A 24265-nucleotide genomic window follows, 5' to 3' on the forward strand; every position below is an offset into this window, starting at 1 on the left:
CCGGCTGATGGCCGAGATGTCGCTCTGGTCGGCCGACCTCGCCAGGCTCGGTGCGGAGATCGCCCGGACCGAGCCGTTCACCGACCTCTATCATATCGACGTCGCAGACGGTCACTTTGCGCCAGCATTGCTGTTCTTTCCGGATCTCGTCGCCGTCTGTCGCCGAAGCACGGCAAAGCCTCTGCATGTCCACCTGATGGCATCTGATGTGATCCTCGAGGCGCAGATCCGTCAATTCGCCGATGCTGGCGCGGACGCAATCAGCATCCACGCCGAAAACCAAAATCTGGAGGTTTGTCTCGATCTCATCGGCAGCCTCGGACTCGTCGCCGGCATCGTGCTGCAAGTGCAGACACCCGTCGCGGCCGCAGGCGCCGTTTTAGATCGCATCGGGCTGCTGACGCTGCTCGGCACGCGGATCGGCGTCAAGGGTCAGGCACTGGATGCCCAGGCCGCAGACAGGCTTCGCGAGGCGAGGGCGCTCATCGCGAAACGGATGACGCCAGGCCCCATCGTTCTGTGCGCCGATGGCGGCATCCGCGAGAATACGGTACCTGATCTCGCCAAGGCAGGTGCCAGGACCGTCGTCATGGGGTCGCTCGCGTTCGCGTCGGAGAACCTCGCAGAACGCATGGCGTGGATCCATGCGCAACCGGTGGAGCGAGGTCTTGCATGAATAGCGATTTCACCATCGGCCTCGACCTCGGCGGCACACAGGTTCGCGCCGCGCTGGTGCGCGCGGGAAAAGTCTTGGCGCGCACGGCGGCGCGCACCGATGTGAGTGGACCGGAGGAAGTAATGCGGCAGTTCCGCGCGCTTGTCGCGGAGGTATCGCATGCGGCAGGCAGTGCTCCAATTCGCGCGATCGGTATGTGCGCCCCAGGGCCGCTCGACACGATGAGCGGAGTTATCGATCACATTCCGACCCTTCCCGGCTGGGAACTGTTCCCTCTGCGCGACCGTCTGTCGGCGATATTCGGCATACCTGCGATCGTCGAAAATGACGGCATCGCCGCGGCGTTCGGCGAATGGCAATACGGGGCCGCGCGCGGGTTGGACCACGTGGTCTACGTCACGGTCAGCACCGGCATCGGTGGTGGTGTCGTTGTCGATGGGCGCCTGATGCATGGTGCGCGGGGAATGGCCGGCCATGTGGGTCATTTCACGCTTGCTACGGAGGGGCCGACCTGCTCCTGCGGGCGCGTCGGTTGCTTCGAAGCGGTTGCCGCCGGTACCGCGTTCGGTAAGCGGGTCCGCGTGGCAGCGAACGAAAACCCGACCTCCTTTTTAGGCAGGATGGCCGAGAAAGGGATAGTCGAGGGGCGCCATGCGGTCGAGGGCGCGCGGGCGGGCGACGCTGCTTGCCTTGCCCTCATTGCAGAGGAGGCTGATTGGCTTGGCTCCGGCTTCGCCAGTCTATTGCATCTCTACAGCCCGCAGATGCTCGTGATGGGCGGTGGCGTGTCTGTCGCATTTGATTTGCTTGAACCCGGTATCCGTGCGCGCATCCGCCATGATGCCATGGCGCCCTTTCGGGAAGTGCCCGTCGTACAGGCAAAACTTGGCGACGACGCCGGCTTGGTCGGTGTGGCCGAGCTGGCTGTTCTCCAGCAACGCACAGCGGGCAGCTTCCATGGCCGGACATCGAAAACGTAGCACGATGCTCCGGCGTCCAGCCGGGCGCGTCAGCATCGCCAGAGCTCCGTTTGAAACTTAAACCGGAGTCGCAGTTTTTGCCGCCGCGACGCATTTTCTACAATGGTCAAAGCCCGCTAACTTCATCGATATCCGGTGCCACTTCGTAGAATAGGTGTACACAAAACCCTCGCCCGTTTGACGGCGGACGAGGGGTTTGTGCGGATAAAATCAAGCGGCCTTTTTGTTGCGGGCTGCGAGTGCGGAGATTGCATGCTTTATGGTCGACACAACGAAATCACGCTCGGCGCCGACAAGCGGCAACCGGGGAGCACGGGTCCATTCCGGAGCACCGTAGACAAGGCTCTCGGCAAGCTTGATATATTGGACAAGCTTGACATGCGTATCAAGATGGAAGGACGGCGTGAGAATCCTGTAGAGCGCTCGCGCTTCAGCGTAACGATCTTCAGCGCAGAGTTTGAAGAGCTCGACACATTCGACGGGCCAGACGTTCGTCATACCGGAAACCCAACCGGTAACGCCAAGCGCTGAGCTCTCGACGATGAGGTCATCGACACCACAAAAAATGCTGAAGCGATCACCGAAGGCCACGTACATGTCCGTTACGCGGCGAATATCACCAGTCTCTTCCTTTATGCATACGATTTCGGGCACATCGACAAGATCCTTCAGAACGTCAACGGTGCAATCGACGCCGTAAGCGATCGGGTTGTTGTAGATCATGATCGGCAGTGATGAGGCGCTGGCGATGCCCTTGTACCAGGCGACAGTTTCCCGGTTGTCAGTCTTGTAGCCAAGACTTGGGAACACCATGAGCCCCTGCGCTCCAAAGGATTCGTAGAGCTTCGCGTTCTTCTTCGCATTTTCAAGCGTGATTTCAGCAAGGCCCGAAAGCACAGGGACACGACCGTCGACCACGTCGACCGCGGCCCGAATGACAGCTTCCCGCTCATCCATGTTCATCGATGCATTTTCACCGAGCATCGGGAGAACGATAATCCCCGACACACCCGATTTCACCAGGCGGTCGATGCTCGCTTTGGTTTGCTCGATATCAACCTTGCCGTCCTGCGTCAGTTTTGTCGTCACTGCCGGAAATACGCCTGTCCACTTCGTCATGTCCACTCATCCTGTCATGTTGATCTTAAGGTAAGATTGGATCCAATCTACAATCAAACAATTGTGCTGTCCACTCTCTCCGAGAAACTTTTTCGGCGTCCATCGCCGTTCGCCTGTCTGATTTAACCGCGCTCGCAGCGATTTGCCCGCGTCAATACTAGACGCAGCCTTCGGAATATAATAGATTGGATACAATAATGGCATAGGCGTTTTCCTCAGTTTGGTTCTGCATTGGCGAAATCCGCATGGGTAACCTCACGACAAACGGTCATGCCGACTGCTGCCAGTCTGATCGAAATTCTAGTTTGAGGACGTGAAATGCCAACGAAAACATATGATTACATTATAGTCGGTTCAGGCGCTGCCGGGTCGGTCGTTGCCGCTCGGCTCGGTGAGGACCGCAATCTGAAGATTCTTGTTCTCGAGGCGGGGCCTCACGACAATTCGATTTACGTACGCATGCCGGCGGCCATGTCGTATCCGCTGACGGACAAGGCCCGCACCTGGGAATTCGATACGGGGCCGGAGGCCGCATTGAATGGCAGGATGGTGCCCCATATCCGCGGGAAGATGCTGGGCGGCTCGGGGTCGCTTAACGGGATGGTGTATGTTCGCGGCAATCCGCGAGATTTCGATCGTTGGGCCGAGGACGGTCTAACAAATTGGTCCTATGCACATTGCCTGCCGTACTTCAAAAAGCTCGAGACCTATGACGGCGGGGCGAACCAGTATCGCGGTGGAGAAGGGCCGATCGCCATCACGACGCTGAAGGCGCAACTTGAGCCCTTCCAGGCATTTCTCGAGGCCGGGCAACAAGCTGGCCATGCACTCAATCCAGACTACAATGCCTTTCGTCAGGAAGGCGTGCATGCGTACCAGGCGAACATCGACAATGGAATTCGCGCAAGCGGGGGACGCGCTTATCTTCGGCCGGCGATCAAACGCGGAAACGTGGAACTGCAACTTGGCGCGCTGGCGCATAAGGTGCTGTTCGAGGGCAAGCGGGCGGTCGGCGTACGGTATGAACAAAAGGGACAGATTGTCGAAGCACGGGCGGCTCGTGAGGTTATCCTTGCGGGAGGCGCTTTCAACTCTCCGCAATTGCTCCTTCTGTCTGGTATCGGTCCCGCTCATGAACTCGCCGAACACGACATAACGGTCGTCTCAGACCTGCCGGGCGTTGGCAAGAGCCTCCAGGATCATGTTGCTGTATCCATCAAGTACAGGGCGTCGCGTAAGGGCGTTTCGCCGGCCGTGGACATGAACCTGTTCAAGATGGCCCTCATCGGCGCTCAATGGATGTTCCTGCGCAGCGGCCTTGGCACTACAAACCTCTGGGAGGTCGGCTCCTTCTTCAAGAGCAGCGATAACGTCGACTATGCGAACATCCAGCACGAGTTCTTGCCGATGCTCGGTGAGCTCATGCACGGTAAGGTCAATATCGAGGAGGGGTTTCAATACCAAGTCTGCCTCGGTCGGCCGAAGAGCAAAGGTGCGGTCACGCTTGTGAATGGAGATCCACGCAAGCACCCGTCGATCGTGCTCAATTATCTCTCGGACGCCGAAGATCGCCGCAACCTGATTGACGGTGTCCGGCATACGGATGAGATCATCCAGCAGCGTGGCTGGGACAAGATCAGGGGGGAAGCAATTTTCCCGGGTCTGCGCAATTGGAGCGATGAAGACGTGTTCGCATGGTTGCAGGAAAACATGGGCACACAATATCACCCGTGCTCAAGCTGCCGTATGGGTAACGATGACCTCGCCGTGGTTGACGACGAAGGACGTGTACATGGGCTTGATGGCCTTCGCGTTGTCGATGCGTCCATTCTGCCGCGGATCACTAACGGCAACCTGCATTGCCCGACGATGATGATCGCCGAAAAGATTTCGGATCGCATCAAGGGTGTTCCGGCCCTTGCGCCGCAGCCCATGTCCTATGAGGGCCAGAAGGAAGCTGCCTGATCGGCTCCGACGGAAGAGTGCCTGCGCACATGGCGCGGGCACCGGCCGTGAAAATGAACTAGGACGTGACCTTTGCGCCGCGGTGTTGAAGGCCGCGGATAACATCATCACGAGCATCGGCGATGTGCTTCTTGAGAAGCTTTTGCGCGGCGCTGCTGTTGCCGTCCGCAAAGTATTGCGCGAGCGCGTTATGCTCCTCCAGCGCTTTCGTCTGCGCTGTCTTGGCGTCGATCTGGAGCCGTAGATATCGATCGGCGGAATTGTAAAGCGAGGAAAGCACCGACAGAGACCGTGGCCTGTCAGCTGCGTAAGAAAGTGCGATATGGAAGGCCCAGTTCAACTGGCTGAGGACCGCCGGGCTTTCTCCTGCCAGAAGCGCCTTCTCATAATCGCGATAGGCGCCCTGGACACGCTCGACATCTTCGGACGTTGCCTTTTCCATTGCTTTTGCGAGGATGAAGGGTTCGAAGATCAGGCGCGCCTCGAATATGTCGACGGCGTCTTCCGGGGTGAGCTTCGCCACGACCGCACCCTTATGCGTATGAATGACGACAAGCCCTTCAGCCTCCAATTGGACCAGCGCTTCACGCACCGGAATGCGACTGACACCAACTTCCTCGGCAATCGCCTCCTGGCGTATCTGGTGACCGCCTTCATAGTAACCGGATATAATCCGGTCACGAAGCAGATCGAGGACAGAGGATGTAACGGTTCGGCGCTTGATAGAAGGGGAGGGTTTCATCACGGACTCATTTGTGTGCTGGACCGTATATTGAATACAAAACCCTCACTGGGCAAGCAACTGACACGCGCAATTTAGCGGATAGATCGATTTAGCTGTACGATCCACACGCAAAAAATGCAAAGGAGTCCAGACGGGTCTGCTTCGTGACGGCGCGTAGCTTCAAGCAAACCACGTATCTGAAAGTCGATATCCTTCCGGGAACGGATCCTCCGGATCGACCCCGTAGTGGCTCACACCCGTAAGCCATGCCCGCCCTGAGACCTGTGGCGTGACGGCGGGGATCGGGCCGGCGGTTCCAGTCTCCAGTATTTTGCAGTCGAACACCGTATCGAGGATCGACAGGTGACGGAACGTCTCACCAACCTCCAGGTCTCCACGGGCATGAAGCAGTGCCATACGGGCCGACGTACCGGTTCCGCACGGGCAGCGATCGAGCCGGCCCGGCGACACCACCACGGCATTCTTCGACGTTTTAACTCCGTCCACAACCTGGAGCGGACCAGCGAATTCGACCTGGTTTATCGTGTGGATCTGCGGGTTTTCAGGATGGACGGATGGCAACTGGTTTGCCGCTGCCGCCTTGATCTTTTCACCCAACTCCACCAGCAGACGGGCTTCGGCCCGATCAAGCGTCAGGTTCAGGTCCTCGGCGTTCACGATACAGTAGATCATGCCGCCATAAGCGACATCCACGCGCAGGGTCCCGAGGTCAGGGACTTCGATGGTTGCATCGCGATGCATTACGAAAGACGGGATGTTGCGGAACGTGATGCGCTTGCACTTACCGTTCCTGCATTCCGCCACAACTTCCACAAGCCCTGCCGGAGTGTCGACACGGACGATCGTCTGTGGCTCGGCCATCGGGATCATGCCGGCTTCGAGCGCCACCGTCACGGTGCAGATTAGATTCGAGCCGGACATCGGGACGAAATAATCGGATTCCATCACGATCATCCCGATATCCGCATCGTCGCGACACGGCGGCGTGATCAGGTTGACTGCGGCATTGACACTTCCGCGAGGATCGAAAAGCAACATGTTTCGAAGCCAGGCGCCGTCGCGTTCGAGATTTTGCATCCTCTCGAACATCGTCTTGCCCTTGGGAGGCAAGACGCCGCCGGTGATCACCCGGCCCACTTCGCCCTCCGCATGGGCGCCTACGACTGTAATAACGCGATCAAGTTGCATGTCTTTCCTCTATCAAAATGAACGTCGCCGGCCTGTGGAACCGTTGGGCGGTGCGAGCCGAAGCGCGGCTCACGGGCCCTTACTCAAGAATTCAGGCTCTTTGTAACATCGTCTCGTGCTGCGGAAATATGCCGGGCCAACAGGCGTTGCGCCAGTGCCGCATCGTGCTGCACGAACGCGGCTGCGATCGCCCGGTGATCTTCGAGCGCGCTTTGCCGAGCCTCGGTATTGTCGATTTGCAAACGCAGATACCGGTCCGCCGATCTATAGAGGGAGGACAGGACGGCAAGCGACCGCCAGCGCCCGGACGGGCTGGAAAGCGCATTGTGAAACGCCCAGTTCAATTGGCTGAGTTGCGCCGGTGACGCGTCGTTGGCGACTCCGCGCTCGTAGTCCTGCAGCGCTTTTTGCACCCGGCTGATGTCTTCCGGCGTTGCCTTCGTCACAGCTTGACGAAGAATGCTGGGCTCCAGGATGAGGCGCGCCTCGAAGATGTCGATGGCGTCTTCGACGGTCAGTTGGGCGACGATTGCGCCCTTGTGCGTGTGGATCTGCACGAAGCCCTCCGCCTCCAGTTGGACGAGAGCCTCACGGATAGGAATGCGCGACACGCCGAATTCCTCGGCAATGGCCTCCTGACGGATCTGCTGCCCGCCTGCATAGAGTCCTTCGACAATGCGATTCCGGATCATTTCAAGCACGCTGGCGGTAACGGTATGGCGCTTTATGACGGGAGAACTGGGGGTCATATCTTCAACGCTCAGTGGCCGGGGGAGGCCGGCAGGACGACGGACCCGTCGTGAGGCCAGCAGACATGTACACGGTCGCCCACATTCGGCCGGCTCAGGCCCGGCATGTTCTGAACCTGCGCGCGAAGTGTTTCTCCACCGTCGCTGACAAGATGATAGAAGGACCGGCTGCCTGTGAAGAGCACGTCGGTTACTGTCGCCGGTATGGCATTGTCCCGTACGGGGTTTTCAGCGTGTAGCGACATCGCTTCCGGACGCACCGACATGATGGCAGCACTTTTTGAGGCGATCTCGTTGGTCGGCTGATAATGGAAGCTCCCTTCAGACGACCTGAACGCCCTTCTGCCGGCCGCGTCTTCGACGACCGTTCCATGCAGGATATTGGTCTCGCCAAGGAACTTGGCCGAGAAAAGACAATTAGGCTTGTTGTACATATCTTGTGGCGTATCGATCTGCACGATTTGCCCACGATCGATTAGCACCACGCGGTCCGAAAGGATCATCGCCTCATCCTGGTCGTGCGTCACATAGATGAAGGTCGCCCCGGTTTCGGCATGAATACGCTTCATTTCCGTCAGCATATGCTGTCGGATTTTCAGGTCGAGTGCGGCAAGCGGCTCGTCGAGAAGCAAAACCTTCGGACCGTTAACGAGCGCGCGCGCAAGCGCAACACGCTGGCACTGGCCGCCGCTAAGCTCGGTGATAAAGCGCTGCTGAAGGTGATCCATCTGTACGATGCGCAGCATGTTGCGGACCCGTTCGCGAACCTCATCCTTGCCGATGCCCTTTACTTTGAGGCCGTAGGCAACATTTTCGAACACATCCAGGTGCGGGAAGAGAGCATAGCGTTGGAACACCATGTTGACCGGCCGCTTTTCCGGCGGAAGACTGGAGACATCTTTTCCATCGATCCTGAGCGACCCGCTCGTGAGGCTTTCGAAGCCGGCGAAAATGCGCATCAACGTCGTCTTGCCGCAGCCACTCGGGCCAAGCAGCGTGACAATTTCGCCTTGGGCGATGGAAAGATTGATGTTCTGAAGCGCCTTGAAGCCGCTGAAGGCCTTGTTGCCATCCGTGATTTCAATGATTGGGGGCATGGGCGTTTTCCTTCAAGCAGCGTTGCGGCTGGAGAGATTTGTCGCACGCTTCATCGCGGCGATGGCAAGAGCGATGGAAATGATGGCGATGGTAAAGACCATCGCGAGCGTCGAGATGGCGTTGATGAGCGGCGTGACCGTGCGGCGCATCATCGACCAGATGTACATCGGCAGCGTCGTCTCGGTGCCCGATACGAAGGCCGTGACGACGAACTCGTCGAACGAAAGCGCGAAACTGAGCACGGCACAGGAAATGAGCGTCGGCGCTATGAGAGGGAGCGTGACCCGCCGAAACGTAAGGACCTGGGAGGCCCCCAGGTCGCGCGATGCTTCCTCGAGGTTCGGATCGAACAAGACGAGCCGCGCTCGCATCGCAATCATCAGCATCGGAAGTGCAAGCACCACATGAGAGATGACGATGGTGATCATCGAGAGCTGAACGCCGACCTGAGATGCAAGCACCAGCAGCGACACGCCGAGGAACAGACCCGGAAGTGCGATCGGGGTGATGCAAAGCACTTCGAGAACGGTGCGGCCGTTGCGCCCCAGGCGCAACCAGGCCAGTGACGCTGCCGCCCCAAGAATGAAGGTGATGATCGCGGTCAATGTCGCAATCCAGAAGCTCTTCCACAGGGCCGAAGCGAGCTGAGGGTCCGAGAAGATTTGCGCATACCACCGTATGCTGTAGCCCGTTATGGGGAAGGTGAAAGAGGGGCTTTCGTTGAAGCTGAACAGAAAGATCAGCGCGAGCGGGACGAGCAGGAATGCCATGATCAGATAAACTGTGACACGCAGGATCATCTATTTCTCCTGTCGTAAGATGCTTTTGCGAGGGCGGGTGAGGCCTGACGCACGGGCAAGTGCTGTAATGATCACGTAGACCAGGATCGATAGTGCGAACATGATGAACGCCTGCGCTGCGCCGAGCGGCCAGTTACCGGTTTTTCGGAACTGATCAGCGATAAGCAGGCCGGTGGTCTGCCCGGAGGAGCCGCCCACCATCTGCGGGGTGACGTAGTCGCTTGCCGCGAGAATGAAAGTGAGCATGAATGCACCGATCAAGCCCTGTGCGGCATTGGGAGCAACGACCCGCACGAATGCACCGAGCGGGCTCGTTCCAAGGTCGCGAGACGCCTCGATAAGCTCCTTCTTGATTTCGCTCATCGCGGAGATCACCATCAGGATGGCGAAGGGGAGATAGATGTGCACGAGAGTGATACCCACGGCGAAGGGACTGAACAGAAAGGCCTCGACAGGTGTCGCGATTATGCCCAGTTGCAGCAGTGCCACGTTGAGAAGGCCGTTGGTGCCGAGCAACGTCCGCCAAGCGTATATCCGCACCAGATAGCTGGAGAACCAGGTGACGAGGATAAGGTAGAATATCACCTTGGAGCGGGTGACGTAGGTCAGATAGTAAGCGATCGGGAGCGAAAGCAGCACGGAAATCGTCGCGGTGACAAGGCCAATGAAGAGCGCGTTGAGCGTGACCTTGAGAAACAGCAGGGACTTCATCGACGAGAGATAGTTCGTCAGGACGAAGTCCGGGACGATACGGAACGAGCTTGCCGTCCAGAAGCTATATGAAAAGAGAAGGAGGCTGGGGGCGACGAAGAAAATCACCATATAGGTGACTGCCGGAGCCGCCAGGAAACTGCCCGTTTTTTGTGAGCTGACCAACGAGATAACTCCTAGAGCATTTCTTGCCGAAACGGCATCGTTTCGGCGTCGGACAATGCGGCAGAAAACTCAGCACATTCCCGGCCGCCAAGACGCCGCCGGGAATGCCGATGCACTTACATGCCGGCCTTGAACTGCTGCCAGGCCTGAATCCAATCGTCGTAGCTTGCCATCTCCCCCTCCGCCTCGACAGGCGGAATGCCGGGAAGTCCCGCGGAGAAAATCTCTTCGATCTTGGAATAATCGATACGCTGGCGGGCGGGTTCATCCAAAAGCTCGACTGCTTTCTTTGAGACAGGGGCTTGATGAATGCTCATGCAGACATTTGCCTGCACCTGCGGGTCAAGCGACTGATTTATGAAATCATGCGCGGTTTCAACATTATCCGCCGAAACGGGGATGAACCATGCGTCGACCCACAGGACCGGCCCTTCTTCGGGAACCGCCATCTTCAACGGCACGCCCTGAGCGGTGACCTGCTGAATGATCTGCGGATCTGCCACGACCACGGCCAGCACTTCCTTGGATGCGATGAAGTTCGCAACATCGCCCTGGTTGATTGCGATCAGTCGGGCTTGGTCGCGGAAGGCACCGAAACCGTCAAACGCGGTTTTCAGCTCATCCTTCGTCAGGGACGGATACTTCTTGCCGAAGCCGGCCAAACGGGCAATCAGCGGCCAATTGCCTGTCGCATCGTCCATGATGGCGATCTTGCCCTTGAGCTCCGGCTTCAAAAGATCCTTGTAGGATTTCGGCTCGTCCATTTCCGCTGAGTTGTAGAGGAGCGTATTGAAGCCCCAGATGTAGGGGGATCCATAGAGCGTACCGTCCTTGAACCAAGTCGGCTTGTCAAAAAAAACGCTGAACAGGTTGTCTGCGTTATAATTCGGGATTTTCGAGACATCGAGCGGCGAGACGATCTTGAGCTGGTCGATGTAAAGCTCGCTATAGGCCTGATTGTATTCGGCCAGATCAAGCGGCGGCGGATTGCCGGCAATGAACTTGGTGTGTACGTCATCCTGCGATGCGATCGACGTGGTTTCGACAGTGACGCCGTTCGCCTCTCGCCATCCCTTCAACTCGTTCGTCAGGTCATAGCCCTCCCATGCCATGACTTGAATCGTGCCGCCCATTGCGGCTGAGGCAGGCGTCGAAAACAATCTTCCGAAACTGACCGTGAGGCCGGCGGCTGCGCCACCGATCAGAAGGGCTCGGCGGGTTTCATCAAAGTTTGGAGTTTCGTATTTCGGTCGCATAGCTGTGTTCCCTTGTTTTATGTTAAACAATATATTGGATACATTATTTAAAATGTCAACGGTTTTTAGCGAAGAGAGCCACCCCTCGTCCTTTCGTATCGCCGCCCGCTAGGCGCTGGAAATCCGAGCCTAATCGCCTGAGCATATAAAAATGAAGATTGGATATGATATAACAATAAGGCAATCTGAAACGCAACTGTCTCCGCATAAATGGATCGGCGCCAGATCAGTGTTGGTCGGATTTGTTGCATTCAAGCCCACGATATCCAGACCCCGCGGTCTTGCTTATCCCGCAGGGTCGAAATGTGTTCAGTCGTGCAGCTCGCGTGCGATCGGAGGCCCGATAACAAAATCCTTGAAACGAGCGGTGAACCCCGCTCGCTCCGGCGAGCAGCACATCACGCCGACTTGAACTTTCTTCGTAGGCGGAAAATAGGCGAGGCGGACGGGTATCCATGTGCCATTCTCGCCGTTGAGATACTGGACCCGGATCGCCTCGTGATGGCGTGTCAGCCGAATGCGCATCCCACCGGTATCGACGGGCACCTGGACCAACGACCAGTCGGATTGGTTGTTGGTAACGACGACGGAGAAATACATCTGGCCATCGGTGAATTCTATGCCTGTCTTGATCCAGTGGCTTTCGCTCAGGCGCATCATCAGGCCCGCCTGATCATAGAGAGCCTCATAGTCGCCCTGAACCGTGACCTCGGCGCTGAAATCACCCTCGACCTCCCTCGACAGGAAGTGGCCATCGTCTCGCCAGAATTCGTAGAATGTTTCACGCCAGTAATCGGTCTTGTCTCCGGTCACGACCTCCAGAGTCCCATCCTTGTATGAGCAGGATGAGGGTGCGCTGTACCATTCGAGCTTCATTCCAAACGCATCCATGCGGCTTATCCTTGTGTTGTGGGACAGGTAAATGGTTCTGTTCCGGACATGCTAATGATGTGCCGGTGATCGCCGTCTGCTGACGAGCAGCATCAAGATGATTGTGCTGCCGTATATGATCAGTCGCAGCGCCTCGGGCGCCTGCATCAGGGAAAGGACATTGGAGAGGAGCGTAAGCGCAAGCACACCCATGACGGTGCCGAGGTATCTGCCTTCGCCGCCGGTCACCTTCGTTCCCCCGACGACGACGGCTGCGATGCTTGGTAGCAGCATGGGATCGCCCATGGCCTGAAAGGCCTGGCCGGAATAGCCCGAAAGCAGCACGCCTCCGACGGCCGAGCAAAATCCGGCCCATAGGAAGGCGAACAGAACCACGACACGCGTGGGGACGCCGGCAAGATAGGCAACGCGGGAGCTGCGACCCATCGCGTAGATCCACGCGCCAAGCGGCGTTAGTCGCAGGACGAGGACAAGAACGCTTCCGACGAACAACCAGATCAGTACGGCCACCGGAACGACGTCGAACACGCGTCCGACGGCGAGGCGGCGCATCAGGGGAGAGGCATTCGTTTGGGGGCTGTAGCCACCGGCATAGACCACTGTCAAACCGAGAAGGATAGCGTTGACGCCAAGCGTCCAAACCATGGACGGGGCACGAAGGATGGCAACGCCGAAGGCGTTGACACCACCAATCGCCAAGCCCAGCAGCAGTGCCGCGGAAATAGCCGTGCCGTCATTGGCCCAGGCTGCCCCGCTACTGAAAGCCCCGCAGGCAAGCATACCCGCTGCCGTCGCAGTCCAGGGCATCGAGAGATCGATCTCGCCGAGCAATAGAACGACCATGGCGCCGCTGGCAAGAACCCCGACGAATGCCGCGATCTGCAACTGCTGCATGTAATAGTTTACCGAGATCGTCGCCGGATATGTGATGCCGATAACGATGGTCAGAGCGAGAACGAAGAGGCAGGCGATCCAGATCGACCGCTCCACGCGGAGAGCTATGGAGAACAAGTTTATCATTGATAAGCCCTCAGGCGGTTGGGATCGCGCACCAGCGCGATGGACGCTGCGGCAACGGCGGTGACGAGCACCATGCCCTCGAAAAGCGGCTGGGCAAGCGGCGGTGCGCCGGTGAAAAGCAGAACGGCGCCGATCGCGCGCAGCGCATAGGCCCCGAAGATCGCGCTGAGTGGTGAGCCTGCACCTCCACGCAGCGACAACCCGCCGATCACAATTGCGGCGATGGAGTTGATTGTATAGGGCGCGCCGATCGTCGCATCGCCCGAGAGGGTCTGAAAGCCGAGATACAAGCCCGCAAGGGCAGAAAACAACCCGGAAAGCACGTAAGCGGCGATGATGGATCGCTCGATGCGAAGGCCCGACAGTCGTGCTGCCTGTGGCGCCGATCCGGCAGCGAATATTCCCCGCCCAAGAGATGCCCGCGATATCGCAGCCCATGTACAGGCGGCGATGATCGCGATCATCAGTGTCGATACCGGTAGGAAGCCAAAAAGGATTGATGTCATCGCGTAAGCAAACCCAGCGTCCACCTCGCCCCCGGGAAAAGGTCTGATGAACAGGGCAAGGCCGCTGAAGACAGCGCCTGTGGCCAGCGTGCCGATGATCGGCTGGAGGCGACCATACACAATAAGCGCACCGTTCAACGCGCCACAGAGCGCGCCGACGGAAAGCACAATGAGGACACCAGAGGCAATCTCGAGGGGAGAGCCATGCACCAGCTCCGAGGCGAGGGCATTGGTGAGTGCCACCATCCCGCCGACCGAAAGATCGAGCCCGCCAGTGAGGACCGGAAAGGTCTGGGCAAGAGCAGCAAGCGCGAGCGGGGCAGCCGAATTCGCGTAGGACTGGATGACGAAACTGGAAATCCCGCGTGGATGCACAGCGAGATAGACAGCAAGCACGATGACGAAGACCATCGCGCCGAGCAGGACCGGCATGTGTCGCGATGTCAGGATTTTCATGTCGGGATTTCCATTTCCGCAGGGTTTCGGATGGTCTCGGGGCGTGTCATGTTGAGCGACGCTTCCATGACGTTGACCTCGTTGAGCGCCTCGCCCTGAAGTTCACGCGTGATTGCGCCGCCATAGAGAACAAGGACGCGGTCACACATCCCGATGAGTTCCTCGAAATCGGTCGTGAGGAAGAGGACGGCCGCACCACGATCCGCAAGGTCGCGAATGAGCGCATAGATTTCCTGCTTGGTCCCCACGTCGATGCCACGCGTCGGATCCATGAGGATATAGACTGCAGGCTCATTGAGCAGCAGCCGCGCCAGCAAGACCTTTTGCTGGTTGCCGCCGGAGAGGGAGGAAACCGGCGCCTCGGGTGAGGCAATCTTGATGGCCAGTTTGCGTATCATGTCACCGCTGCGCACGACCTCGGCAACCTGATTACGCAAACCATATCGACTGAGCCTTCCTCTTACGGAGAGCAGCATGTTGTCACGGATTGATTCCGCCAGCAGCAGGCCTTCCGTCTTGCGATCTTCCGGAAGAAGCATAACGGGTCGCTCGCCAGCAATGGCCGCCGCCGGACCGGTCGGGTTGAATGGCTTGCCGTCGAGCGTCACCGAACCTGCCGCCGTGCGAATGGCGCCGTAGAGAGTTTGAAGAAGCTCCTTTTGGCCTTGGCCTTCGAGGCCGCCGATCCCGAGCACTTCGCCACGCCGGACCGCAAACGAGATGTCTTTCACCTTATCGACTGCCGAGAGCCCCGAGACGCTCAGCACGACGGGCGCATCGGTCGGCAGCGAATGCCGGGGCGGGAAAACCTGCGAAATCTCACGGCCGGCGAGCATTCGGCAAATCTCGTCGTGCGAACGCGAATGCGTGGGGAATGTCTCTATTAGCTGACCATTGCGCAGCACGCTGCATCGATCGGCGATACGCTCTATCTCGCTCATTCGATGCGAGATGTAGATGACGGTAAGGCCTTCGCGCCGCGCGTCGGCGATGATCTTGAAGAGCCGATCAACATCGTTACCGGGCAGGGATGCCGTCGCTTCGTCGAGGAGCAGGATCCGCGGCGTCCTGGCAAATCCCTTGGCGATCTCCAGCAGCTGTTTCTGGGTGAGCGACAGCTGACCGGCATGGGTGCCTGGATGAACGTCGCCCAAGCCGACCAGGTCGAGCCAACGGCGCGATTCTGCACGCTGTCGACGCAGGTCGATCCAGCCGAATTTCGATCGCGGCGGCTTGGAAAGAAAGAGATTGTCCTCGACCGAGAGATGCGGAACGAGGGAAAGCTCCTGAAACACGGTCGCAAGGCCAAGTCTTTCGGCGGCTTGCGGGCCGTCATGGTCCAGACGCTCGTCGAAGAGATCGACGGTGCCGGTATCGGGAGCGAGGACCCCAGTCAGAATTTTGATGAGCGTGCTCTTGCCCGCCCCGTTTTCCCCGAGAATCGCATGCACCGTTCCCGCCTCGATATCGAGACTCACGTCGGAAAGTGCTCTGGTCGGCCCGTAGGATTTGCCGACACCTCTTAATCGTATGGCATTCACCGTCATTGCAGTCCCTTCTCGTCGGTTTGGGCAAACGCGGCGGGCCTCAGCGCGGCCCGCCGGCGCCGCTCAATTGGCGGTCAGTTCATCCGCAGTGAAGAGAAGGTTGCATTCCTTGAAACCCGTCGCGGTGTCGAAGGAAGCCGGAAGTTGCGAGAAATAGGCAATGCCGTCCTTCCAGTCCGTCGACGGCAGCGACGGTGGCGGGAGCTTGATGCGCTGTGGCATCTGTTTTCCCTCGAAGCTTGAGAAGGCGGCGAGAATGGCCACTGCCGAAACCGACGGTGAGGATCCGATCGCAACGCCGGTGAAGCCGTTTTCGGCGAGCATGCGCACGGCGCCGTTCATCGTGTCCGAACCGAAAGGCACGGCGGGATGCTTGGCGTCGAGCAGGGCCTGGATCGACCCCATACTGCCATAGGCATTGGCAACGCCAACAAATTTGCCGTGCGCCGCAACCGCTTCCGCAGTCACGCGCTGCGATGTGCCGACATCCCAGTTCCCGACGACTTCGACCACCTCAAAGGACGTCCCCTCGAATACCTTCTTGAAGCTTTCCGTCTGCTGCTTCTCCGTTGCATTTCCCTGCAGGCCACGCACCCAGAGCACCTTGCCCTCGGTGATGTTCTTCGCCTTCAGGTCGTCGAGAATGGCCTGCGCCTTCTTGGCAGCGATTTCGCCATGGTCGATATCGACAATGAGGTGGTTGTCGTTGAAGACGACATTGTCGAAGGAAACGAGAAGTGTTCCTGCCTGGTTGGCACGGTCGATCACGGCGTCGAACGCCTCCGGGTTGACGGCGATGAACAGCACCGCATCATAGCCGGCTGCAACGTAATTCTCGATCGCCGCAATCTGTGCCGCGACGTCGTTGCCGACGCTGACGGCGGTGAATTCCTTCACCTTCGCTGCAATCTCCGGGCGCTTAACGTAGGACTCCGCAGCGCGGATCATCTGGATGCGCCAATCGTTGCCAGTAAAGCCGTTGACCAGCGCGATGCGGTACGGGCCTTCGCGCGGCGTTACGGCAGACAGTTGTTTGGTATCGGCGTCCCAGGGTGCAAAGCACTCCGGAAAATAGCTTTCCGCTGCCATGGCACTGGACGCGCCAAGGCCCATCGCCAACATCAGCGCGGCCGTTTTCAATTTCCAAATTTTTCCCATCTGAAAGCTCCTTATTGTTGGTCGGCTAAGCCTTACATCAACAGAATAGTATCCAATATATTGATGTCAATATACGATAATGCGACTTGACGGGCTCTCGCTAACCTAGCGCTCAAGCGGCTCGCACAGTCAAAATCTGGGTTGATGGCTTGACACGCGGCATGACTGAAGATTGGATGCAATCATACAATCTGTTGCAATATGTCTTCTGCCGCTGTCGTGCTGCGGTTCATGACGCGATGGTAGCCAGACGGAAAACCAAACGAATTTTCGAAGGAAAACAGGTGAGTGCAATGTTTCATCGTCAGTACGGGCTCTGGATCAACGGCGTGGTGGAACGCCCTGAAGGAAACCAGAGCCATGACCGATACTCGCCAGCCAACGGCGAACCGGTCGCAAAAGTTTGCCTCGCCACGCCTGAAGATGTCGGAAGAGCGGTCGCATCCGCCAAAGCGACGTTCAAATCGGGTGTCTGGTCAAAAATGCCGGCCATCGAACGTGGTAAGATCATTCAGCGCTTTGCCGACTTGATCGTGGCTGAACTCGATCACCTCAGCCTCATCGAGGCCGAAGAAGCAGGCAAGACCATGGCCGCCGCCCGCGGCGAGATCGAATGGTCGGTGGAGCTCGCGCGCTTTGCGGCCACACTGGCGTGGAACATACCGGGCAAGGTTATCAACCACGAGGGTGCCGAGAAACTCGGTCTCGTAACCCACGAAGCACTACCGGTCGTCGGGATGATCCTCCCTTGGAACTTTCCTACTGTCACGCTTTTCCAGAAGCTGCCCTACGCCTTGGCGGCGGGCTGCTCCGTGGTGATCAAGCCCTCGACCTTCACGCCGGGAACAACGCTGGAATATGCCCGCCTTGCCAAGGAGGCTGGAATACCCGATGGGGTGATCTCCGTCCTTCCAGGCAACGGCGACGACGTCGGGCGCACGCTTTGCCTTCATCCGGATATTGACATGATTTCGTTCACGGGTTCGACCACCGTCGGCAAGGAGATTGCCGCTCTGTGCGGGCAAACGCTCAAGAAGGTCGCGCTGGAGCTCGGAGGCAAGGGCGCCAACATTGTCTTCGCCGACGCCGATCTCGAAGCTGCCGTCGACGGCGCACTTGCCGCCTTCACGATCAATCAGGGAGAAGAATGCTGTGCCGGTGCCCGTCTCCTCGTTGAAAAGTCGATTGCGGATGATTTCGTCCAACGCCTCGCCAGCAAAGCTCGCTCGTTGAAGCTTGGTACTTCCAAGGATGCAGAGGCGGATATCGGCCCCATGATCCACGAACAGCACCACGCTAAGGTCATCTCCTATATCGAAGCATCGAAGCGGGAAGGGGCAACGCTCGTCACGGGCGGCGGCCGCCCCTCCGATGCACGCCTCGATTCAGGCTACTTCGTCGAGCCGACGATCTTCACCGGCATTACGCCTGAAATGACCATTTTCAACGAGGAAGTCTTCGGTCCCGTTCTGGGGGTCACCACCTTCGAAAGCGAAGCGGAAGCGGTCGCGCTCGCCAATGCGACGCCCTATGGCCTTGCGAACGGGCTCTGGACGAAGGATCTCGATCGCGCCATGCATGTATCCGCCGCGCTCGAGAGCGGCTTCGTTTACGTCAATTGCTATCTGGAAACCGTGCCTCAGCTGCCCTTCGGTGGCGTAAAGGCGAGCGGGTTGGGTCGCGAGAATGGCACGGAAGGCCTCTTGGAGTTCATGCAAACCAAGTCGACTTTCATTCGCCTGCGCGCCGGCCATTAAGCACCATCGATATTGAGGACGTAAAGAATGAAACCAGTTCGTTTCGGCATACTTTCGACTGCGAAGATCGCGCGCGATTGGGTTATCCCTGCCATGAAGGCGGTCGAGGAATGCGAGGTCGTCGCAATTTCCTCGCGCGACCCGGCGCGCGCGGCATCCGTCGCGTCCACATTCGATATCCCGCGGAACTACACATCGCTGAGCGAGATGCTGCGCGATGACGCCGTCGAGGCCGTCTACATTCCGACGCCCAATAATTGCCATGTCGATGAAGCCATCGAGGCGCTGGAGGCGGGCCGGCATGTGCTTTGCGAAAAGCCGCTTGGTCTCAATGCGAAAGAGGCCGAACGTCTTCAGGCCGCCCAACTGGCCACCGGCTTGCAGGTGTCGGAGGCCTTCATGGTGCGATACCATCCGCGCTGGCTTGCAGCACGCGACATTATCCGCAGCGGCCGGCTCGGTCGCGTCACCCAGATTCACGCGACCTATAGCGTGATGAACGACAATCCAGATGACATCCGCTTTCGACCGGAACTGGGCGGCGGCGCACTTGGCGACGTAGGCATATATCCCATTACGGCTGCGCGTTTTCTGTTTGAAGATGAGCCGTTTGCTGTGACTGCAACCTTCGAAAAGGCGCCCGACGATGGCGTCGACATCGCCGTCGCCGGCATGCTGGAATTTCCAGGCCATCGGAATTTGCTTTTCTCAGGGGCGCTGCTCCAGGCCTGGTCGCACTGGATCATGGTAACGGGCACAGAGGGGTGGATGGAGTTGCCGGTGGCTGTTTGGCCGTCCGCACAACAGGAAACAGTCATTCACCTGCGCGGCCGCGACGATCTATATGACCAGCGCGTCGAGACGATACGCTTTCCTCCAGCAAATCAGTATGAGCACGAGGTCCGAACTTTCGCAAAATCCGTGCGCGGCGAAATCGAGCAGCTCTGGCCGATCTCGAATGCTGTCTCCGGCATGCGTGTGCTTGACGCAGTAAGACAATCTGCGGCTACAGGGACGCGTATCAGGATCGATGGGTAGTCAGCTTCCCTCGTAATCTCGCTCCGGCGTTTGATTGATCCTACATCAGGCAACCGGCTTCCTCTGGCGACGGTGATCGGCGTCTTATAGGGGAGGGTGGGTTCCATTCAGATGGCAACGGCCATCGAAAGCTGCTTTGCGCCGTGGCAACGCCCCATCGATTTTTTGGGCTTGCCCGAAACCGCTTGCAAGCGGAAACTGAGACGCAGTAACACAGGATGCCGGACTGCGAAACGGCGGCCGCTGTTGTCATGTCGTCTCCGGCAAGCCCAAACGGCCTGACTAAAATGGAAGATTGCCAGTCTGAGGAGCCTTGTTGAACAGTTTGCGCAACCTTCCGCTTCCTACGTTGAAAACGTTCGAGGCGGCCGCCCGCCACCAGAGCTTTACGAAAGCCGCTGCCGAACTCGCTCTTACGGATAGCGCTGTCAGTCACCAGATCCGCAGGCTGGAAGAAGCGCTGGGTTGCAGCTTGTTCGAAAAGTCCGGACGGAGCGTCGTGCTCAGCGATGCCGGACGGATTTTTGCCAAGGTGGTCTCGGCCGCAATGCAAGACATCATTGGCGCAGCTCTTCGACTATCGGATGCCGGTCAGGTTCAGGGGCGGCTCGATATCGCGTGCCCCCCCATGTTCGCCAACACTTGGCTTGCCAAGAATATTCACGAATTCTGTCGCGACCACCCAGCAATCGAATGCCACATACGGCTGGTTGAAAACCAGAGGGTGCATGAACTGAGCGATATAGACGTCGGCGTCTCCTTCGGCGCGGGCGGTTGGGCCGATCGCTGGTCGACGCTCCTTGCGCATGTCAACATCACGCCGGTTTGCAGCCCTGTCCTCTTCGATAGCATTGGTGGGAGTCTTAGCCATCCTTCGGATCTTCACCGCGTTACCCTGCTGCACTGGGACGATGGATCGGAATGGCGGCGGTGGTTCTTCGAGGCGGGGGCTCCCGGCGCCGACCAGGAGGCACGCCATCTCTATTGCAGCGATCTCGGCATGGCGATCGATCTCGCCGTCCATGGAACCGGCGTGGCGCTTGTCAGCGACACTTTGTCGGGCGGTGATTTCAGACGCGGTGTTCTTATCAAGCCTTTCCCCTTTTCGATCGATGCTTTTGGTGGCTGGCACGTCGTGTGTAACACGGCGAGCCTGCATCGTGCCGGGGCACGCCTTTTTCTTCGCTGGCTCCTGACCGCTTTCGGCCGCGATATCGCGCTTGAGACGCTTCCATAGCCAGCAGATCTCAAACCAATGAATAAATTTCACATTTTCCGTTGGCTATGCCGCGGAAGCGGTCTGGGATCAGACATGATAGATGATCTCTCATCATCTTTGGTGTGAGGATTCATCAATTGTGCAAAATTGCATCAAGCGGGTAAATAGCCGAATAATTATGCACACGCGCAAAGCCTAGAGTGGAAAGATGCCGATGTTGACCGCCACGGACATTCACAAGTCGTATAGCGGCCATGAGGTGCTGAAAGGTGTTTCAATCAGCGCCAATGCCGGCGACGTCATCAGCGTGATCGGCGCGAGCGGTTCCGGTAAGAGCACCTTCCTTCGCTGCATCAATTTTCTGGAGCGTCCTAGCGCGGGTACCATCGCAATCGATGGGGAGGTGCTCGCGACTGTGAGGGAGCGCGATGGTACGTTGCGGCCGACGGATCGCCACCAACTTCGGCGGGTCCGCTCGAAGCTCGCTATGGTCTTCCAGAACTTCTGCCTGTGGTCCCATATGAGTGTGCTCTCCAACGTCATGGAAGCGCCGATGAGCGTGCTCGGTCTTTCGAAGGCGCAAGCAGCGGAGCGTGCGAAGGCAAATCTTGCAAAGGTCGGTCTCGGCCAAGCCGTTTTCGACAAGTATCCGGCGCATCTGTCTGGCGGCCAACAGCAGCGTGTCGCGATCGCCCGTGCACTCAGCATGAATCCGGACGTTATGCTGTTCGACGAGCCGACGTCAGCGCTCGATCCCGAACTTGTCAGCGAAGTGCTCAAGGTCATGCAGGTTCTCGCGGAGGAGGGGCGCACGATGGTCGTCGTGACCCACGAAATGGGCTTTGCGCGCCACGCGTCAAGCCGTGTGCTCTTTCTCCATGAGGGTCGTGTCGAGGAGGAAGGGACGCCGGACGCAATTTTCAAGGACGCGAAGAGCGCGCGACTGCAGCAATTCCTTGCCGGGCGCCTCAAGCACTAGCCTTCGCACACACCCTTTCACCCCGTTCAATCTTGGCCAACAACAACAACTCCAGAGGAGCCACCATGCGACTGCCAGCCATCTCCCTATTCGCAACCCTGATCGCTACGGGCACGATGCTGAACCCGGCCCATGCCGATCAGATCAAGATCGCCACCGACGCGACGTTTCCGCCATTTGAATCCGTCGACGCCAGCGGCAAAGTCGTAGGCTACGACATCGAGCTGATGGAGGCGATCTGCGAAGCCGCAAAGCTCGATTGCAACATTTTCAACGCCGCATGGGACGGCATGATCCCCGGTCTCATCGACGGCAAATATGACGCGTTGATCTCACAGTTGACCGTAACGGACAAGCGCCGCCAGGTCATTGCCTTCAGCGACATTTATAGTCATCCGACCTTCCGCTTCGTCGCCAAAAAGGGTGCGGGCCTCGACATCACACCGGAGGGCCTCGCGGGTAAGATCATCGCAGTGCAGACCGGCACTCCGATGGACGCCTATGTCACGGCCCACTTCCCCCAGGCGACCATCAAGCGCTATGACAGCGGCAGTGCGCCCTATCTCGAACTCTCAGCAGGCCGCGCGGATCTGCATATCAGCTATCAAGCACAGATCATTCACAGCTTCCTGAAAAGCGATTCCGGCAAGGATTTCGAGCTCGTTGGCCCACAGCTGACCGGCAAGGACGCCAAGGAATTCGGTGAGGGGGTCGCGATCGCGATCAACAAGAAGAATGTTGCGCTCGTTGAAGAGATTAACAAGGGTCTAGCGGCCGTCCGTGAAAGCGGCAAGCTCGACGCGCTCAACGCCAAGTATTTCGGCGAATAAGCGTATGGTCGCCGACTACGCCGCGGCAATTCTGTCAGCAGGGTCCACGACCCTGCTGGTTGCCGTCCTGTCGCTGCTGGTGGCGACTTTTCTCGGCCTCACGGCCGCCTTTGCAAAACTCTCTGCAAGTTCCGGCCTCCGCGCGGTTGCCGGCATCTATACCTTTGTCGTGCGCGGAATCCCGGATCTCGTCATCATGCTGCTGGTCTTCTATAGCCTGCCGGCGCTTTTGAACCAGTGGATAAAGATGCTTGGCTGGGATTTCCGCGTCGAGTTCTCTCCGACCGTCGCGGGCATCGCGACGCTCGGTGTCATCTTTGGCGCCTACATGACGGAGACGTTCAAAACGGCGTTGCAAAACATTCCGCGCGGGCAAATCGAAGCGGCAGTCGCCTATGGACTGACACGCCGCCGCATGTTCACCCATATCATCCTGCCGCAGCTCGTCCGTCTCGCTCTCCCAGGCTTCACAAACAACTGGCTGGTGTTGGCGAAAGGCACGGCACTGGTCTCGCTGATCGGCCTGCAGGACGTCATGTTCCGCGCAAAGGGGGCGGCGGAAGCCACCGCCATGCCGTTCACCTTCTACCTTATCGCCGCTGGCTTCTATCTTGCCGTGACACTTGTCTCCATGTCGCTGCTCTGCCTCGTCGCGCGCCGCTTCGACGTCGGCACCCGAAAGGTCTTGTCATGAACTGGGATGTGATAGTCGAAAACCTGCCGCTCTATCTCGAAGGCGCCAAGCTGACGCTCATCCTTGCCTTCGCGTCGCTCGGCATCTCCTTCTTCCTCGCTATTCCACTCGCCTTCTTGCGAAACAGCGAGAACGCGGCCTTTCGCTACACCGTTATGGCCTATACCCTCGTGTTCCGCGGCACGCCGCTTCTCGTCCAGCTGTTCCTGATCTACTTTGGCCTCGCCCAGTTCGGTCTGGTGCGCGAAAGCGTGCTCTGGCCATGGCTCTCCAGCCCGATGGTCTGCGTCATCGCGGCATTCGTGCTCAATACGACAGCCTATTCCACCGAAATCTTCGCAGGCGGTCTGCGCCATATCCCGGTGGGCGAGATCGAGGCAGCGAGGGCCTATGGCATGTCCGGCCTCGTACAAGCCCGCCGCATCCTCATTCCCGCCATGCTTACCCGTTCGCTGCCGCTCTACGGCAACGAGATGATCATGATGCTGCATGCCACCTCGCTCGCAAGCACGGTCACTCTCCTTGAGGTCACGGGCGTGGCGCGCAACATCACGTTGAACTACTACATTCAGTTCGAACCTTATGTGACGGCCGCTGCAATCTATCTGGTGCTGACCTTCGCACTTGTGTCTGCCTTCCAGCTCGTGCAGCGGCGGTGGGCCGGTTATCTCGAAAGCCGCATTGGCTGACCCTTCACCCATCCGAAAGTGAGAGACCC

Annotated in this window: 23 protein-coding genes; 10 read left to right on the forward strand and 13 right to left on the reverse strand. The window is 58.5% G+C overall.

The features are described 5' to 3' along the window. The first annotated feature begins 7 nt into the window (after positions 1 to 7). A complete protein-coding gene (locus K6301_RS17110) occupies positions 8 to 676 on the forward strand; it encodes a ribulose-phosphate 3-epimerase (protein ID WP_247221730.1) in 669 nt (222 codons plus the stop codon). Beyond that, on the forward strand, positions 673 to 1656 hold the full coding sequence (locus K6301_RS17115) for an ROK family protein (protein ID WP_247221732.1): 984 nt from the start codon (positions 673 to 675) through the stop codon (positions 1654 to 1656). Before K6301_RS17110 ends, K6301_RS17115 begins: the two co-directional genes overlap by 4 nt. Before the next feature lie 210 nt (positions 1657 to 1866). Here K6301_RS17115 and K6301_RS17120 read toward each other — a convergent pair whose 3' ends face one another. After that, the gene (locus tag K6301_RS17120; RefSeq protein ID WP_247221733.1) at positions 1867 to 2775 is read right to left on the reverse strand and encodes a dihydrodipicolinate synthase family protein; all 909 of its coding nucleotides are present in this window, start codon (positions 2773 to 2775) and stop codon (positions 1867 to 1869) included. Positions 2776 to 3093: 318 nt separating this feature from the next. Between K6301_RS17120 and K6301_RS17125 the strand changes: the two genes are divergently transcribed. Then, the gene (locus K6301_RS17125; protein WP_247221734.1) at positions 3094 to 4740 is read left to right on the forward strand and encodes a choline dehydrogenase; all 1647 of its coding nucleotides are present in this window, start codon (positions 3094 to 3096) and stop codon (positions 4738 to 4740) included. Positions 4741 to 4798: 58 nt separating this feature from the next. On the opposite strand, the gene K6301_RS17130 is transcribed toward K6301_RS17125, so the two are convergent. The 12 genes from K6301_RS17130 to K6301_RS17185 form a co-directional block, all read right to left on the reverse strand. Next, on the reverse strand, positions 4799 to 5482 hold the full coding sequence (locus tag K6301_RS17130; protein ID WP_247221735.1) for a GntR family transcriptional regulator: 684 nt from the start codon (positions 5480 to 5482) through the stop codon (positions 4799 to 4801). A 162-nt stretch (positions 5483 to 5644) separates the two neighbouring features. After that, complete coding sequence (locus K6301_RS17135; RefSeq protein WP_247221736.1) at positions 5645 to 6673, reverse strand: proline racemase family protein; 1029 nt, start codon at positions 6671 to 6673, stop codon at positions 5645 to 5647. An 83-nt stretch (positions 6674 to 6756) separates the two neighbouring features. Beyond that, on the reverse strand, positions 6757 to 7422 hold the full coding sequence (locus K6301_RS17140; protein ID WP_247221737.1) for a GntR family transcriptional regulator: 666 nt from the start codon (positions 7420 to 7422) through the stop codon (positions 6757 to 6759). A gap of 11 nt (positions 7423 to 7433) precedes the next feature. Further along, positions 7434 to 8519: an ABC transporter ATP-binding protein gene (locus K6301_RS17145; protein ID WP_247221738.1), complete on the reverse strand. Its 1086-nt coding sequence runs from the start codon at positions 8517 to 8519 to the stop codon at positions 7434 to 7436. Positions 8520 to 8531: 12 nt separating this feature from the next. Beyond that, positions 8532 to 9320: an ABC transporter permease gene (locus tag K6301_RS17150; protein WP_247221739.1), complete on the reverse strand. Its 789-nt coding sequence runs from the start codon at positions 9318 to 9320 to the stop codon at positions 8532 to 8534. Beyond that, complete coding sequence (locus K6301_RS17155) at positions 9321 to 10196, reverse strand: ABC transporter permease (protein ID WP_247221740.1); 876 nt, start codon at positions 10194 to 10196, stop codon at positions 9321 to 9323. Positions 10197 to 10312: 116 nt separating this feature from the next. Beyond that, positions 10313 to 11452 (reverse strand): ABC transporter substrate-binding protein, encoded by a 1140-nt coding sequence (locus tag K6301_RS17160; RefSeq protein ID WP_247221741.1) that lies wholly within the window; start codon positions 11450 to 11452, stop codon positions 10313 to 10315. A 309-nt stretch (positions 11453 to 11761) separates the two neighbouring features. Continuing rightward, on the reverse strand, positions 11762 to 12328 hold the full coding sequence (locus tag K6301_RS17165) for a DUF1349 domain-containing protein (RefSeq protein ID WP_247222528.1): 567 nt from the start codon (positions 12326 to 12328) through the stop codon (positions 11762 to 11764). Between the two features lie 66 nt (positions 12329 to 12394). Next, positions 12395 to 13363 carry an ABC transporter permease gene (locus K6301_RS17170; protein WP_247221742.1) on the reverse strand — a complete coding sequence of 323 codons (969 nt, stop codon included), beginning with the start codon at positions 13361 to 13363 and terminating at the stop codon, positions 12395 to 12397. After that, positions 13360 to 14301, reverse strand: a complete 942-nt coding sequence (locus K6301_RS17175) for an ABC transporter permease (protein ID WP_247221743.1) — start codon at positions 14299 to 14301, stop codon at positions 13360 to 13362. The genes K6301_RS17170 and K6301_RS17175 overlap by 4 nt, the downstream gene beginning before the upstream one ends. A 20-nt stretch (positions 14302 to 14321) precedes the next feature. Next, the gene (locus tag K6301_RS17180; protein ID WP_247221744.1) at positions 14322 to 15872 is read right to left on the reverse strand and encodes a sugar ABC transporter ATP-binding protein; all 1551 of its coding nucleotides are present in this window, start codon (positions 15870 to 15872) and stop codon (positions 14322 to 14324) included. A 63-nt stretch (positions 15873 to 15935) separates the two neighbouring features. Further along, entirely contained in the window at positions 15936 to 17030 is a 1095-nt protein-coding gene (locus K6301_RS17185) for a substrate-binding domain-containing protein (RefSeq protein WP_247221746.1), read from the reverse strand. A 149-nt stretch (positions 17031 to 17179) separates the two neighbouring features. Between K6301_RS17185 and K6301_RS17190 the strand changes: the two genes are divergently transcribed. The 7 genes from K6301_RS17190 (at position 17180) to K6301_RS17220 (ending at position 24236) form a co-directional block, all read left to right on the forward strand. Then, positions 17180 to 18787: an aldehyde dehydrogenase family protein gene (locus K6301_RS17190; RefSeq protein WP_247221747.1), complete on the forward strand. Its 1608-nt coding sequence runs from the start codon at positions 17180 to 17182 to the stop codon at positions 18785 to 18787. A 27-nt stretch (positions 18788 to 18814) separates the two neighbouring features. Next, entirely contained in the window at positions 18815 to 19825 is a 1011-nt protein-coding gene (locus K6301_RS17195) for a Gfo/Idh/MocA family protein (protein WP_247221748.1), read from the forward strand. 316 nt (positions 19826 to 20141) lie between these two features. Further along, entirely contained in the window at positions 20142 to 21062 is a 921-nt protein-coding gene (locus K6301_RS17200) for a LysR substrate-binding domain-containing protein (protein WP_247221749.1), read from the forward strand. Between the two features lie 190 nt (positions 21063 to 21252). Next, a complete protein-coding gene (locus K6301_RS17205; protein WP_425475422.1) occupies positions 21253 to 22023 on the forward strand; it encodes an ABC transporter ATP-binding protein in 771 nt (256 codons plus the stop codon). A gap of 32 nt (positions 22024 to 22055) precedes the next feature. Then, on the forward strand, positions 22056 to 22853 hold the full coding sequence (locus K6301_RS17210) for a transporter substrate-binding domain-containing protein (RefSeq protein ID WP_247221751.1): 798 nt from the start codon (positions 22056 to 22058) through the stop codon (positions 22851 to 22853). 4 nt (positions 22854 to 22857) lie between these two features. Continuing rightward, on the forward strand, positions 22858 to 23547 hold the full coding sequence (locus K6301_RS17215) for an ABC transporter permease (RefSeq protein WP_247221752.1): 690 nt from the start codon (positions 22858 to 22860) through the stop codon (positions 23545 to 23547). Beyond that, on the forward strand, positions 23544 to 24236 hold the full coding sequence (locus K6301_RS17220; protein ID WP_160872792.1) for an ABC transporter permease: 693 nt from the start codon (positions 23544 to 23546) through the stop codon (positions 24234 to 24236). Before K6301_RS17215 ends, K6301_RS17220 begins: the two co-directional genes overlap by 4 nt. Positions 24237 to 24265 lie beyond the last annotated feature (29 nt).

It is taken from the genome of Shinella oryzae, assembly GCF_023038235.1.
In the GTDB taxonomy this organism is placed as follows: Bacteria; Pseudomonadota; Alphaproteobacteria; order Rhizobiales; family Rhizobiaceae; genus Shinella; species Shinella sumterensis.